This window comes from Kordiimonas sp. UBA4487, assembly GCF_002389025.1.
Lineage (GTDB): Bacteria > Pseudomonadota > Alphaproteobacteria > Sphingomonadales > Kordiimonadaceae > Kordiimonas > Kordiimonas lacus.
Window position 1 is genome coordinate 17,439 of record NZ_DGNR01000011.1, and the last position, 13,810, is coordinate 31,248.

The 13,810-nt window shown below is 56.9% G+C and carries 9 protein-coding genes; 1 reads left to right on the forward strand and 8 read right to left on the reverse strand.

The window, feature by feature from the left end:
• Positions 1–44: 44 nt before the first annotated feature.
• Positions 45–1,589, reverse strand: a complete 1,545-nt coding sequence (locus B3Z17_RS05595) for a tetratricopeptide repeat-containing sulfotransferase family protein (protein WP_286828920.1) — start codon at positions 1,587–1,589, stop codon at positions 45–47.
• A gap of 497 nt (positions 1,590–2,086) precedes the next feature.
• On the opposite strand from B3Z17_RS05595, the gene B3Z17_RS05600 reads away from it, so the two are divergent.
• Entirely contained in the window at positions 2,087–4,573 is a 2,487-nt protein-coding gene (locus tag B3Z17_RS05600; protein ID WP_286828921.1) for a TonB-dependent receptor, read from the forward strand.
• Between the two features lie 69 nt (positions 4,574–4,642).
• On the opposite strand, the gene clpB is transcribed toward B3Z17_RS05600, so the two are convergent.
• The 7 genes from clpB to B3Z17_RS05635 all read right to left on the reverse strand — a co-directional run bounded on the left by clpB (position 4,643) and on the right by B3Z17_RS05635 (position 13,599).
• Positions 4,643–7,246, reverse strand: a complete 2,604-nt coding sequence (gene clpB, locus B3Z17_RS05605) for an ATP-dependent chaperone ClpB (RefSeq protein ID WP_286828922.1) — start codon at positions 7,244–7,246, stop codon at positions 4,643–4,645.
• Positions 7,247–7,445: 199 nt separating this feature from the next.
• Positions 7,446–8,066, reverse strand: coding sequence for a DUF4167 domain-containing protein (locus tag B3Z17_RS05610; protein ID WP_286828923.1), 621 nt, complete (start codon positions 8,064–8,066; stop codon positions 7,446–7,448).
• Between the two features lie 195 nt (positions 8,067–8,261).
• A complete protein-coding gene (gene prmC / locus B3Z17_RS05615) occupies positions 8,262–9,122 on the reverse strand; it encodes a peptide chain release factor N(5)-glutamine methyltransferase (RefSeq protein WP_286828924.1) in 861 nt (286 codons plus the stop codon).
• Complete coding sequence (gene prfA / locus B3Z17_RS05620) at positions 9,119–10,198, reverse strand: peptide chain release factor 1 (RefSeq protein WP_286828926.1); 1,080 nt, start codon at positions 10,196–10,198, stop codon at positions 9,119–9,121. Before prfA ends, prmC begins: the two co-directional genes overlap by 4 nt.
• 11 nt (positions 10,199–10,209) lie before the next feature.
• Positions 10,210–11,448, reverse strand: coding sequence for a histidine--tRNA ligase (hisS, locus tag B3Z17_RS05625; RefSeq protein WP_068307916.1), 1,239 nt, complete (start codon positions 11,446–11,448; stop codon positions 10,210–10,212).
• A 21-nt stretch (positions 11,449–11,469) separates the two neighbouring features.
• Positions 11,470–12,585 carry a flavodoxin-dependent (E)-4-hydroxy-3-methylbut-2-enyl-diphosphate synthase gene (ispG, locus tag B3Z17_RS05630; protein WP_286828927.1) on the reverse strand — a complete coding sequence of 372 codons (1,116 nt, stop codon included), beginning with the start codon at positions 12,583–12,585 and terminating at the stop codon, positions 11,470–11,472.
• Positions 12,586–12,687: 102 nt separating this feature from the next.
• The gene (locus tag B3Z17_RS05635) at positions 12,688–13,599 is read right to left on the reverse strand and encodes a helix-turn-helix domain-containing protein (protein ID WP_286828928.1); all 912 of its coding nucleotides are present in this window, start codon (positions 13,597–13,599) and stop codon (positions 12,688–12,690) included.
• Positions 13,600–13,810 lie beyond the last annotated feature (211 nt).

Genomic DNA, 13,810 nt, shown 5'->3' on the forward strand with positions numbered 1-13,810 from the left:
AGAATCAGAGAAAAGCCGGGGTCCTGCCCCGGCTTTTTTTGTCCCTAATCCTGGGCCAAGTCTCCCAGCGCCCGTGTGAGTGGTTCAAGGCCTTCGTCACTGTATCGCTTCCAGCGGCCAATGGAGCCGGAATAGAGCGGCTGTCTGACCTGCACGGAACTGGCCGTCGAAACCGGGGCCGCATTTTCATGGAACCGAAGACACCCTTCGAACCAATCCAGACCGCAGAAATCCAGCAAACGCCGGGTCTGGGCTTCCTGATCAAAGACGATATCCTCATAGCGGATTTCCATGAAGCGGTCTGCAGGCAGCAGGTCGCGCCACTGCGCCATCAGCCCATCAAACCCGCAATAGAATTGCGCTGTGCTCTCAAGGTCGTAAGTGTAGTTATAGTAGGAGAACTGGGTGGAAAACAGCTGCCTGTAATTACTGAGGCAGCTATCCATCGCGCCGCGCCTGAGCGCCACAATGCGGGCATTCGGTAGTGCCTTGAGGATCAGCGCAGCATAGAAGAAATTCAGCGGCATCTTGTCGACGAACCTCTCGGCCCCACGCGCCAGCACTTTGGTTGCGGCCATGTAATGATTGCCAATTTCAGCCAGGTCAGCCCCTTCGACCATTCTCAGTGTTTCTGCATCCAGCACCATATTGCTGCTGCTTCCCGCCTTCGCCTTCACAAGGCCTGCGAATACATTCAGTTCGCCAGCAGACACCACGTCCGGATGGGTGGACAGGATACGGTCTACCAGGGTGGTACCCGTGCGCGGCAATCCAACTACAAAAATCGGTGCGCCATCCGCCCCACCGGGTGCGTCAAATCCAGCCGTTTCCACAGCGGCCTTGAACATGTCCGCCTGTTCGGCTTCATCAATGGGATAGCGTTCCCGGTTCTGGGCCTTTGCGCGCTTCAACCATGCGATACTCTCGTCATATTCGCCCAGGTCCTCATAGGTTTTGGCAATGGCGTGTCCCAGATGCAGTGCTGCATCGGCGTCAACCGAGAGCCGGTCAAACATCGGCAGCAGCACGTCAAGGCGGTTATCCTCAGGCGTCTGCTTCTTGAGCGCCACCAGCCCCGAGTGCGCCTTGAAAAATTCCGCGTCGCGGGCAAGTGTCTCCTTATAGGCCTCTTCCGCTTCCTCGAAACGCCCGGCGAACTGCAGCGATGATGCCAGATTATAGTGGAAGTTGGCAGGCCCCGGGTTCAGGCTGATCGCCTGCCTGAAAAAGGGCACTGCCCGTTCATGAAAGCCTGCCCGACTGAATACGACCGCAATGATATCCGCAGTCATGGGATCATTTACCGGCAGTGCGGCGGCTTTCTCGGCGGCCTCCCGTGCATCGTTCTGGCGGCCAACAACCGACAGGACCTGGGCATAAGCCGCCCAATAAACGGCCTCACTAGGCGACAACATTGTCGCGCGTTCACACAGCTCGACGGCTTTGACAAAGTTCCGGTGATCGAGTGCGAGCAGGCCAAGGGCGTGATAGGGGCGTGGGTCCTTTACATCCTGTCGGATCATTTCCATGCTCAGGTTGTGGGCCTCCTGATACTGTTTAGCCACGACTTTCTTCAGCGCTTCGTTCAAGACAATATTCCCCGCGGATCCCGTTCTATTCAACCTGACGACCTTGAATGCCACTAGTCTCTGTTCCGTTGTAGGCAACAGCCAAACGTCTGCGCAACCGATTTCTCGAAGCCGCCTGCCAGGCGCCTTATCAACTAGGCCAACTTTAGTCTCAGGCAGGCTATAACTTCGGCATAGCCACCGCAGATTCTGCAGGCAAGCAGGTTCGAACTGCATCTTGTGCTGCGCCGTCTCTGCAATTCTGCAGGTCATTCGCCGCGAAAGTTTGTATCATTCCTGTGGAGAACGACGCAATTTTGCGTGTCTTTTTGGTAACATGGACGAAAGAATAATCTTCGGGGCATAGAAATGCTCAGACCATTCTTTGCGGTACAGACGCACGCTATTGTCTCATAAGCAGAACCAAAAGATGCCAACAAGGTCGCCCAAAAAGTCACGTTGTCTGCAGTAGAGGGGCTGCAAAACGGTTTGAAGACCAATCCACAAGGAGGAAACTCATGATCCAGGGTCATGAAACATACCCACAAAAAAAGCATCGCCATGTAGCGCTATTGAGTGGGGCTGCAACGGCGCTTGCGCTGGCTGTTACGGGTTCAAATGTCGCACAGGCGCAAGACAGCCAAGACACGGCCGACGCCTTTTCCATCGATGAGATTATCGTTACGGCCACCCGCCGCGCGGGCTCTGTACAGGATGTTCCCATCAACATTGCAGCCGTAGGTGGTGCACAGATCGAAGAACAAGGCTTCGAGGACATCTCTGATATCCTGGCCTATGTGCCTGGCATCAACGTGGTGGACCGCGGCGGCCGAAACGGTAACCGCCTGATCGTCCGCGGCCTGAACGCCGATTCACTCGGCCAGGGTTCCGCCAGCGCAAATGGCGGAACGGTATCCACCTATCTGGGTGAGATCCCGATCTATATCGACCTCAAGCTCAATGACCTCGAGCGTGTTGAAACGCTGCTTGGGCCACAGGGCACCCTGTATGGTGCAGGCACGCTTGGCGGCGCCATTCGGTATATTCCGAACAAACCCAAGTTCGACGAAACCACATTCGAGGTCCGCGGCGACGCCTATATGACCAAACATGGTGATGGTGTAAGCACCGATACTGGCTTCACCATCAACGTCCCGGTTTCCGACAATTTCGCGATCCGCGGCTCGCTTGATTATCTCGACTATAAGGGCTTCATTGACTATGGCTACGTAGTCAATGACATTGGCGTATCTGAACCGGACGGCGCCAATGCAGACATCACCAGCTATGAGGATATGAACGGCCAGGAAGCGCTTTCAGGCCGTATTGCTGCACGCTGGGAGCCGACAGACAGCCTTGATGCTACACTGACCTACTATTTCCAGAATAGTGACAACGAAGGCCGCCAAACCAGTGGCTGGCGCGGTCCGCTGAATACCGACCGGTACGAAAGCCCGAGCCGTGTGCTGGAACCAAACGAAACCGAAAACGAGCTCCTCGCGCTTGAGATTACAGCCGACCTTGGTTTCGCGGAGCTGACATCAGCATCCGGTATTGGCGGCTACAAGGAAAACGGCCAGCGGGACCAGACCGACCTTCTGATCAGCCTGGAATATAGCTATGAGACCTTCCCAACCTTCACAGCCTTTACCCGTGAAGACCAGGAAAACAGCTTCTTCAACCAGGAAGTCCGCCTCGTTTCCAAAGGCGAACATGACTATAACTGGATCATCGGCGGGTATTATAACAAGTTCAACTCCACCGGCACCTCGGCTGAATTCACGCCCGGTTACGCTGCATTTGCCGGTTTCGACCGCCCGGATGATCTGGAATACTATTCTACCAGCGTGATCGACCTGACGGAAAAAGCTGTGTTCGGTGAGTTTGGGTATGACATCACTGATCGCTGGCAGGTAACTGTCGGTGCGCGCTATTATGAATATAAGCTGGAAACGTCTTCTACTGTGGACTTCCCGCTGTTTGATCCTGGCTTCACCATTCCTGACTTTGACGGACTTGGCGATCGGGCACCTGATCCAGACGCCGGCCAGGAAGACAGCGGTTGGCTTTTCAAGATCAACTCGTCCTATGAAGTGAATGACGACATGCTGGTCTATGCCACAGTCAGCCAGGGCTACCGCATCGGCAACTCGAACGGCATCGGCCAGTGTGACGCGTTTGATCCGGACAAGAACCAGGGCGCGTGTGCTCTGGCCCAAGGTCAGGTGTATGACGCCAATGGCAATACGGCAGAGTTTGACGAGCGTTTCTTCACGCCCGACAAAACCACCAACTATGAACTGGGTGCCAAAACCACCTGGCTCGATGGTGACCTGACGCTGAATGCGGCCCTCTTCTACGTGAAGTGGTCTGACCCTCAGCTGGGTTCGGCAACGGTGAACGCAAGCATTCCGATCACGATCAACGCCTCCGGCGCAGAATCGAAAGGTATCGAGATGAGCGGTAACTGGCGTGTGACTGACCGGTTCAGCCTGCGCGGTGCCTTCAGCTACACCAAGTCCGAGCTGACTGACGATGTACCGTCACTGATCCGGACAATCCCGACGCCAACATCTGCAAACCCGAACCCGGGTTTTGCGACCATCTTTATCGACGGCAAGTCCGGCGACCGTCTGCCTGGTTCTCCAACCACGCAGTTCTCCCTGTTCGCCAACTATGATCAGCCACTCGATAACGGCGCCACGCTTCGGTATAACCTCGGCTATGCCTATCAGGGCCATGTCCTGTCACGTACTGGCACCCGTGGTGGCGGCCTGACGCTGGATGACTTTGGCATTGCCAACGCGTCTGTTGTCTATGACACGGAAGACTGGACTGTTACGGCCTATATCGACAACCTCTTCAACGAGTTTGCCGAAACAGGCGTGCAGAGCACCAGCCGTTCAAACCAAATCCAACAGGGTGCGACGGTGCGGTCCTTCCAGACAACGGTCCTGACACCTCGTCAGATCGGTCTGCGCTTTACCTACCGTTTCGGCCTTTAAGGTCTATAAGATAAATGCAAAAAGCCGGGATCCTGCCCCGGCTTTTTTTCTTTTCTGAATACTACAGAATTATGCCGCGTCAGCTTTGCTTTCCTGCTGCGTCAGCACCAGCGCACCGTCACCAGCCGTGACAGACACATGATCCCCCGGCTTGATGTCACCCCTCAGGAGCTCATCCGCGAGCGGGTCCTGCAGGTATTTCTGCACGGTCCGTTTAAGGGGCCGCGCGCCATAAACCGGGTCATAGCCCATGTTACCGAGCCAGTCGCGGGCTTCATCCGACAAGTCGATTACAATCTTGCGGTCGTCCAGCAGTTTCTGCAGGCGGCGGACCTGGATATCCACGATCGCCGCCATATGGCCACGCTCCAGACGGTGGAACAGAATGATCTCGTCCAGCCGGTTGATGAATTCTGGCCGGAAGGATCCCTTGACCACATCCATCACCTCGTTGCGTACGCTTTCAACTGGCTCGCCGTCCTTGAGGTCGGCAATCAGGTGTGAGCCCAGGTTCGACGTCAGGATGATCAGCGTGTTGGTGAAATCCACCGTGCGCCCCTGACCGTCCGTCAGGCGGCCATCATCCAGCACCTGCAACAGCACGTTGAAGACATCCGGGTGTGCCTTCTCAATTTCGTCGAACAGAATCACCTGGTATGGCCGACGCCGCACTGCTTCGGTCAGCACACCGCCTTCTTCATAGCCGACATAGCCCGGAGGGGCACCGATCAACCGGGCCACGGAGTGTTTCTCCATGAACTCGGACATATCGATACGCACCATGGCAGTGTCGTCATTAAAGAGGAACGATGCCAGCGATTTGGTCAGCTCCGTCTTGCCCACACCGGTTGGTCCAAGGAACAGGAAGCTCCCGAGCGGCCGGTTCGGGTCCTGCAAACCAGCACGAGCACGCCGCACCGAAGCCGAAACAGCCTCCAGCGCTTCCCGCTGGCCGATCACGCGGCGACCAAGCTCGTCTTCCATGCGAAGAAGCTTGTCACGCTCACCCTCAAGCATCTTCTCGACCGGCACACCAGTCCAGCGCGCCACAACGGCCGCGATATCCTGGTCAGTGACCTCTTCCCTGAGAAGTGACCCCGGTTCGTCTGAACTGGCTGCGGCTTCCTCCAGGCGCTGCTCAAGCCCTGGAATGGTGCTATGCTGCAGTTCTCCCGCCTTGGCATAGTCGCCACGACGCTGGGCCTGCTCCAGCTCGATCCGGGCATGGTCCAGCTGTTCCTTGAGGTTCTTGTCGCCAGCGATCCGGTCTTTCTCCGTCTGCCAGCGGGCTGTCAGCTCAGCCGAGCGCTGTTCAAGGTCAGCCAGCTCTTTCTCAAGGTCCTTGAGGCGTGTCTTGGAGCCTTCGTCCTTCTCTTTCTTCAGCGCTTCCCGTTCGATCTTCAGCTGGATGATCTTGCGGTCCAGCTCGTCGATCTCTTCAGGCTTGGATTCGGTTTCCATGCGTAGGCGCGAGGCGCTCTCGTCCATCAGGTCGATCGCCTTGTCCGGCAGGAAGCGGTCCGTGATATAGCGATTCGAAAGAGTTGCCGCAGCCACGAGCGCCGCGTCCGTGATGCGGACACCGTGGTGCAGCTCATATTTCTCCTTGAGGCCGCGCAGGATGGAGATGGTGTCTTCAACCGTCGGTTCGCCCACGAAAACGGGTTGGAACCGGCGCTCAAGGGCCGCGTCCTTCTCCACATATTTCTTATATTCATTGAGCGTGGTGGCACCAATACAGTGAAGCTCACCGCGCGCCAGGGCTGGCTTCAGAAGGTTCGACGCGTCCATGGCGCCATCGGTCTTGCCGGCGCCCACAAGCGTGTGCATCTCGTCAATAAACAGGACAATATCGCCCTCGCCCGCTGACACTTCCTGCAGCACGCCCTTCAGGCGTTCCTCAAACTCACCGCGATATTTCGCGCCGGCAATCAGCGACCCCATATCCAGCGCCATAATGGTCTTGTTCTTCAGGCTGTCCGGCACATCGCCGTTGGCAATCCGCAGCGCAAGGCCCTCCGCGATGGCGGTTTTACCCACGCCGGGTTCACCGATCAGGACTGGGTTGTTCTTGGTCCGGCGCGACAGCACCTGCACGGTGCGACGGATTTCTTCGTCGCGGCCGATTACCGGGTCCAGCTTGCCGTCGCGGGCACGCTGGGTCAGGTCTTGCGCGAAACGTTTGAGGGCGTCATAGGCATCTTCGGCAGACGCCGTATCCGCCGTCCGGCCCTTGCGGACCGTATTGATCGCTTCATTCAGTTTTTCGGGTGCCAGGCCAGCCTTCATCAGAATGCTGCTTGCCTCGCATTTAGGCGTCAGCAGGAACGCCAGCAGCATGCGTTCGGCGGTGACATATTTGTCGCCTGCCTTTTCTGCAATTTCCTCTGCTTTAGCAAATACCTGCGCGGTTGCCGGGTCCAGATGCAACTGGCCGGCGCCGGAGCCCTCGACTTTGGGAAGTTTGGCCAGGGCTTCTTCAACGCCCTTCAAGGCATCTGCTGGCCGGCCACCAGCTGCACGAATAAGGTTCGCTGCAAGGCCTTCCTTATCGTCGAGGAATACTTTCAAAAGGTGTTCTGGTGTAAAGCGCTGATGGCCTTCACGAAGAGCCAGCCCTTGAGCGCTTTGAATGAAACCGCGCGTGCGGTCAGTATAGTTTTCGATATTCATGTGTCATTAACCCCATGATTGTCCTGCCCTTCTTTTGAAGCTGCAGGGTTACTGTCGGTTACTCACAGACGCCTTCTTTGAAGCCCGCCTGCTATACACATGTGGGTACTATACCAAATTCACGCAAGGGTGGGAGGCATGAAAAAAGGTCGCACCCCGGAGGACACGACCTTTCATAATCTTTTCTGCAGAAATTGCCTTAAGCGGCTTCATTGCCTTCTGGGCTTCCGCCAGCTTCAGCCGGGGCATCTGCAGCGACTTCAGGCGCCACATCGGCCTTGGGGCTGCGGCGACGGGCTGGCGCCCTGCGGCGTTTCGGCTTTTCCTCGACCGCTGTGCCGTCCAGGTCCAGCTCAGGATGCACCTCAACCGGCTGGTCAGCCACTGCCGGATCACCTGCAACCTCTGCAGCGCTTGCAGGTGCAGCCTGATCGTCAGCGGCTTTGCGGCGACCGCGACCACGGCGAGGCGCCTGTTCGGCTTCCTGCTGGGGTGCGTTGTCATCGTGCTGGTCATCATCAGACTGATTTGAATCACGCTGGTTCTGGTCGCGTTGGTTTTGTCCACCATTGCGCGCCGTCACTTCGTTCAACACACGCTGATAGTGGTCTGCGAACTGATAGAAATATTCAGCCTGAACCCGGTCACCAGCCTGTTTGGCCTCCCGTGCCTGGTTCTTGTATTTTTCCAGCAGCTGCTTTGGATTGCCGCGAACCTTAGGCTCGTTGCTCCGATTACCAGGACCGCTATTGCTACCTTTGCCGCCTTTGCGGGGTGCAGACCTACCGCGCTGTTTCCGCGCGTTCTGATTCTGTTTCATGCGAAATCATTACCAACAGTGATAAGAGATTAAATCAAAGACAGACCAAGCCTGCCAGTCTTCCGACATCGAATTCGACCGTTTTCGGAAATTATGTCCGCGGCGGTAGGCTAAAAAAGCCCTTGTCCGCTCCATCCAAGACACCTTCACCCTAGCGGGTCTTATCTGGCATTCCAAGGGAAAAAGGCTGAAAAATCAGCTTTTTTTACCCCAAACCACGCGTTCAATACCGCCCAGGTCTTTGACCTTGCCGGTTTCCACCAACCCGGCAGCATCAAATAGCGCCTTCACGTCATCAGCCTGATGAATGCCAACTTCGACCGCAAGGATGCCGCCGGGTGCCAAAAAGGCAGGGGCTTGTTCTGCGATCAGCCTGTATGGCCCCAGGCCATCGTTCCCGCCATCAAGCGCACCACTGGGCTCATAGAGCCGCACGTCCAGCATCAGGTCCGCCATGTCGGCAGACGGGATATAGGGTGGGTTGGAAACGATCACGTCAAAGCGCTGATCACCACCAAGCGGCTCAAACCAACTGCCTTCAAGGAAGGCTGTGCGCTCCTGAAGGCCAAGCGTCTCAGCATTATGCTTTGCCACCGCTAGTGCCCCAGCACTGATATCTACCGCATATCCTTGCGCGCCCGGTAATTCGTGCAACAGGCTGAGGCATATACAGCCCGTGCCAGTGCCCAGGTCTAGAACCGACCGGACAGGCCGACCGGACATCTGGTTGAGAACCGTTTCCACAAGCGTTTCAGTGTCAGGGCGCGGGATCAGTGTGTCAGGCGACACCTTGAAGGGAAGGCTCCAGAATTCCTGCTCTTCTGTGAGGTAGGCCACAGGTTCGAACGCTTGACGCCGGTCGATAAGTGAATCGAACGCCGTAGCTGCTTCTGCCGAAACAGGGTCAGCTAACTTGCCGTATAGCGCCATGTGCGGACAACCCAGCACATGGGCCAGCAGGATCTCCGCGTCCAACCGGGCGGTGTCAATCCCGGCGTCCACCAGCTTGGCCTCAGCCGCCCGTATCAGCTGCTGAAGGGTGCCTGCTGTGCTCAATAGCCCGCTTCCATTGCTGACAGTTTGGCCGCCTGATCTTCGCTGATCAAGGCATCGATCACCTCAGAGAGGCCTTCACCGGCCAGAATCTGGTCCAGCTTGTGAAGCGTCAACCCTATCCGGTGGTCGGTTACGCGGCCCTGCGGGAAATTGTAGGTCCGGATGCGTTCAGACCGGTCACCTGAGCCAACTTGTGCTTTCCGGTCCTCAGACCGCTCGGCCGCCGCCATTTCGCGCTCGCGGTCATAGAGCCGGGCACGCAGGATTTTCATCGCCTTGTCGCGGTTCTTGTGCTGCGACTTTTCCGATTGCACAACCATGATGCCCGTGGGCAGGTGGGTGATGCGAACGGCACTATCCGTGGTGTTCACGTGCTGGCCGCCAGAGCCCGATGCCCGCATGGTATCAATGCGGATGTCTTCCGGGCGAATATCGATATCCACCTCTTCCGCTTCCGGGAGCACCGCGACGGTGGCAGCTGAAGTGTGGATACGCCCGCCGGATTCAGTAACCGGTACACGCTGCACCCGGTGCACACCGGATTCGAACTTCAGTTTCGCGAACACGCCTTTGCCGGAAACGTTGGCCATGACTTCCTTGAAGCCACCCACATCGGCAGGCGAGGCAGAGACCATTTCCATCTTCCAGCCCTGCGATGCCGCGTATTTTTCATACATTTCATAAAGGTCACCGGCAAACAGGGCCGCTTCGTCCCCCCCTGTGCCGGCCCTGATCTCAAGAATCGCTGATTTCTCATCAGCGGCGTCCTTGGGCAGCAGTTGGATCGATAGCGCCCTGTCCATCTCAGGCAGCTTTTCCTTGAGCGCCAGGAATTCTTCCTGCGCCAGCTCTTTCATCTCCGGGTCATCGCCGGATTCGATCATTTCTGCCAGGTCTGCCAGTTCTTCGCGGCCAGCCTGAAGGGCGTTCACGGCTTCAATCACAGGCCCCAGGTCGGCATATTCGCGGCTCAGCTTCACAAATTCTTCGTTTGAGAATTTGTCTGGTGTGCCAAGCGCATGGCCCAGATAGTCGTAGCGGTCAGTCAGTTGCTGAAGACGTTCGTCGGAAATCATACCCTCGCTCCTTACGCCGTGATCGAGGCAACGAGACCGCCAAAAGGCACTTCCCATTGCTCGCCGCTATCCAGCTCCTTGACCATCACATTGCCGGCTTCAAGTTCGTTGTCACCCAAGATGATGGCAAATTTCGCATTTGCCTTTGATGCCCGCGTCAGGCGCTTCTTCAGGTTGCCGCTGCGGTCAGCCAAAACCGTCAGGCCTGCCTCGCGCATGTCTTCCGCCAGCGCAAATGCTTTCAGTGTCGCGGCCTCACCCATCGGCATGATCATAACCGGTCGTACGTCCACTAAATCAAGCTCAGACAGCATGGCCAGACGTTCTATGCCGCCCGCCCAGCCAACGCCAGCCACTGCCGGACCGCCCAGCTTTTCAATCAGGCCGTCATAGCGGCCACCTGCTAGCACTGTGCCCTGTGCGCCCAGTTCGGTGGTCACAAACTCAAAAGCCGTGTGGGTATAATAATCAAGGCCGCGCACCAGACGTTCGTCATGCTCATAAGGCACACCAACAGCTTCAAGGCCGGCCTTCACACTTTCAAAGAAAGCGCGAGACGCCTCATTCAGGTGTTCTGACAAAAGCGGCGCATCAGCCACGATAACCTTATCGCCGTCGTCCTTGCTGTCCAGAATGCGAAGCGGGTTGGTTTCCAGGCGCCGCACGCTGTCTTCTGACAGTTTATCCTTATGTGCTTCCAGATATGCCACCAGTGCCTCGCGGTACGCCACCCGGCTTTCCACGTCACCAAGGGTGTTCAGGTGCAGGATCACTTTGTCGCCGAGGCCAAGCTCACGCAGAAGGCGCCACGCCATGGCAATCTGTTCGACATCCGCTTCCGGATTTTCTGGCCCAAGGAGCTCAGCGTTGATCTGGTGGAACTGGCGGTAACGACCCTTTTGAGGGCGCTCATAGCGAAAAGCTGGGCCGTTGCTCATAAGGCGGCACGGCAGGTTCTGCTGCATACCGTTCGAGATGAAGGCGCGGCATACACCGGCTGTGAATTCAGGGCGCAGTGTGATCTCTTCACCGCCGCGATCTTCAAAGGTGTACATTTCTTTCGAAACCACATCTGAAGCCTCGCCGAGCGGACGGCGGAAGACATCGGTGAATTCGAAGATGGGGGTCGACAGCTCTTCAAACCCGTATGTTGATGCCACGCGGCGGAAGGTTTCCACCACAGCAGTCATCCGGCGGGCCTCATCCCCATAGATATCGCGCGTGCCCCGCGCTGGTTGCAGTTTGGACACGGGAAATTCCTTTTAAATCAGCTAATGAGAGTCTTGGGTGCTAGCAGCTTCAAATTCAGCCGCTTTTTCTTCCACAAGATCAACAATATGATCGACAAGCTTGTCGTCGGTAATTTTATGGTCGGTCACGCCCGAAAGGTAAACCATATGGTTGCCTTGGCCGCCGCCGGTGAGGCCGATATCCGTCTCACGTGCTTCACCCGGGCCGTTCACCACGCAGCCGATGATCGACAGGCTCATGGGCGTATGGATATGCGACAGGCGCTCCTCGAGCACTTCCACAGTCTTGATCACCGGGAAGGCCTGGCGCGCACATGACGGGCAGGAAACGATCCGCACGCCGCGGTGACGAAGTCCAAGTGACTTCAGGATTTCAAAGCCCGCTTTCACTTCTTCAACGGGCTCAGCAGACAGGGACACACGGATGGTGTCACCAATGCCAGCCCAAAGAAGGGAGCCGATCCCGATGGCCGATTTGACCGTGCCGCCCCGCAAGCCACCAGCTTCGGTGATGCCAAGATGCAGCGGATAATCGGTTGCGTCGGCGAGGCCCTGATAGGCCGCGACAGCGAGGAACACATCAGATGCCTTCACGCTGATCTTGAAGTCATGAAAATCATTGTCTTCAAGGATGCGGGCGTGTTCAAGCGCACTTTCAACCAAAGCCTCAGGGCAAGGTTCGCCATATTTTTCAAGAAGATGCTTCTCAAGCGACCCGGCGTTCACGCCAATCCGCATGGAACAACCATTGGCTTTCGCAGCGCGGATCACTTCCCGAACCCGGTCAGCAGACCCGATATTGCCTGGATTGATCCGCAGGCAGGCCGCGCCCGCATCAGCAGCTTCAAGCGCGCGCTTATAGTGGAAATGGATGTCCGCCACGATCGGCACATTGGCTTCACGACAGATTTCCGGCATGGCTGCAGTTGATTCTTCATCCGGGCAGGAAACCCGGACAATATCAACGCCGGCCTCTTCCGCTATGCGGATCTGGTTGATCGTGGCACGCGGGTCAGAGGTCAGCGTGTTGGTCATGGTCTGCACCGTGATCGGCGCGTCGCCACCAACAGGAACATTCCCGACCATGATCTGGCGGGATTTCCTACGGTAAACGTCTCTCCAGGGGCGTACACTCATGACGGTCTATTACCTCTAACTCCAAGCGTGTTTGTTGGCGTTATACATGAGGAAGCGCCTCGCTGAAAGCAAGGATTTTCGGGAATTGGTAGTTTCAGAAATTCAGCGTGAGCCGCCCGTGGAAGCACTAACCGACGACAGCAGACGATCCTGATCAAGGCGAACACCTTCGATCACCTCACCGCGGCCACCAAGTGCAACATGCTGCTGATCACCAAGCGTCAGGGTTACACCCCCAGCATTTGTCGTGGACAGAAGCGCTGAGCCGTCGAACTGCGGGCGGTAGCTTTGGCCTTCGCGCAAGACGCCGGACCAGATTTCCGTACCGTCAGCGTTTTCAAGCCGCAGCCACGAGTCTTCTTTGGCTTCCAGCAAAACATCTGAGGTGCCTACACCGGCAATTGCCTGATCCGCAATCGCGGCCGGTGAAAACAGCGACGCCGGGCGAACAAACAGTTGCGTGTCACCGGAAGCGACCGTTTCAAGCTGCACAGCGTCATTAACCACCGCAGCGTCCGCATTTGTCACCTGGGCCTCTTCGGTGCGGGCCGGCAAGGATGCCTGCACGGCCTGCAACTGGGCAACATCAGTATTACGGTCGATGATGTCACTGTCCGCTGTCAGGCTGAAAGGCACGATGCTTGAGCCAAACATGGCCCAGCAAAGGGAAACGCCCACCACGCCCGCAAGCGGCGAAAGCCAACCGGGCAGGCGGCGGCGCGGCTGTGCAAGCGGTGTATCAACCGGCAGCACCAGCGGCGTTTCTTCAATACCATATTCTTCTTTGAACTGGGCGACGATGGATTTTGCGTCCTGCTTTAATGCCATGGCATACGCGCGCACAAACCCAACTGCGAAAGTTTTCTCAGGAAGCTCGTCATAGTCGTCCGCTTCAATGGCGACCAGATAACTGCTTCTGACACAAATATCCTTGGCGATGGACTCAATACTCAGGCCGCGCTCATCACGCGCGTCCCGCAACAGTTTACCTACTGTTTTTTCATCTTGGCTCATCACAAAACCGTCCCCTGCCTTGCCCTTGCTGGGTTTTCCCAGTCTGGACAGACAGTAACCTGCTATTACAGCGTTTTCCCAACGTGAGACCGTCCGGCATTCCCCCTGAGGTCTCTCGAGCACCACATTTCTGCATCCATTTGTCGCCCCGCTATCGTGCGAGCAGCTTGTGGTTGCGGTCCGTGGTTTTTTTCTACGGTTTCTATTGGAC

Excerpts from the sequence above, each read along its gene's own strand:
- B3Z17_RS05610 (WP_286828923.1), bottom strand. The coding sequence starts at position 8,066 with ATGAAACAGAATCAGAACGCGCGGAAACAGCGCGGTAGGTCTGCACCC.
- B3Z17_RS05635 (WP_286828928.1), bottom strand. The coding sequence starts at position 13,599 with ATGAGCCAAGATGAAAAAACAGTAGGTAAACTGTTGCGGGACGCGCGT.
- ispG (WP_286828927.1), bottom strand. The coding sequence starts at position 12,585 with ATGAGTGTACGCCCCTGGAGAGACGTTTACCGTAGGAAATCCCGCCAG.
- B3Z17_RS05600 (WP_286828921.1), top strand. The coding sequence starts at position 2,087 with ATGATCCAGGGTCATGAAACATACCCACAAAAAAAGCATCGCCATGTA.
- prfA (WP_286828926.1), bottom strand. The coding sequence starts at position 10,198 with ATGATTTCCGACGAACGTCTTCAGCAACTGACTGACCGCTACGACTAT.
- clpB (WP_286828922.1), bottom strand. The coding sequence starts at position 7,246 with ATGAATATCGAAAACTATACTGACCGCACGCGCGGTTTCATTCAAAGC.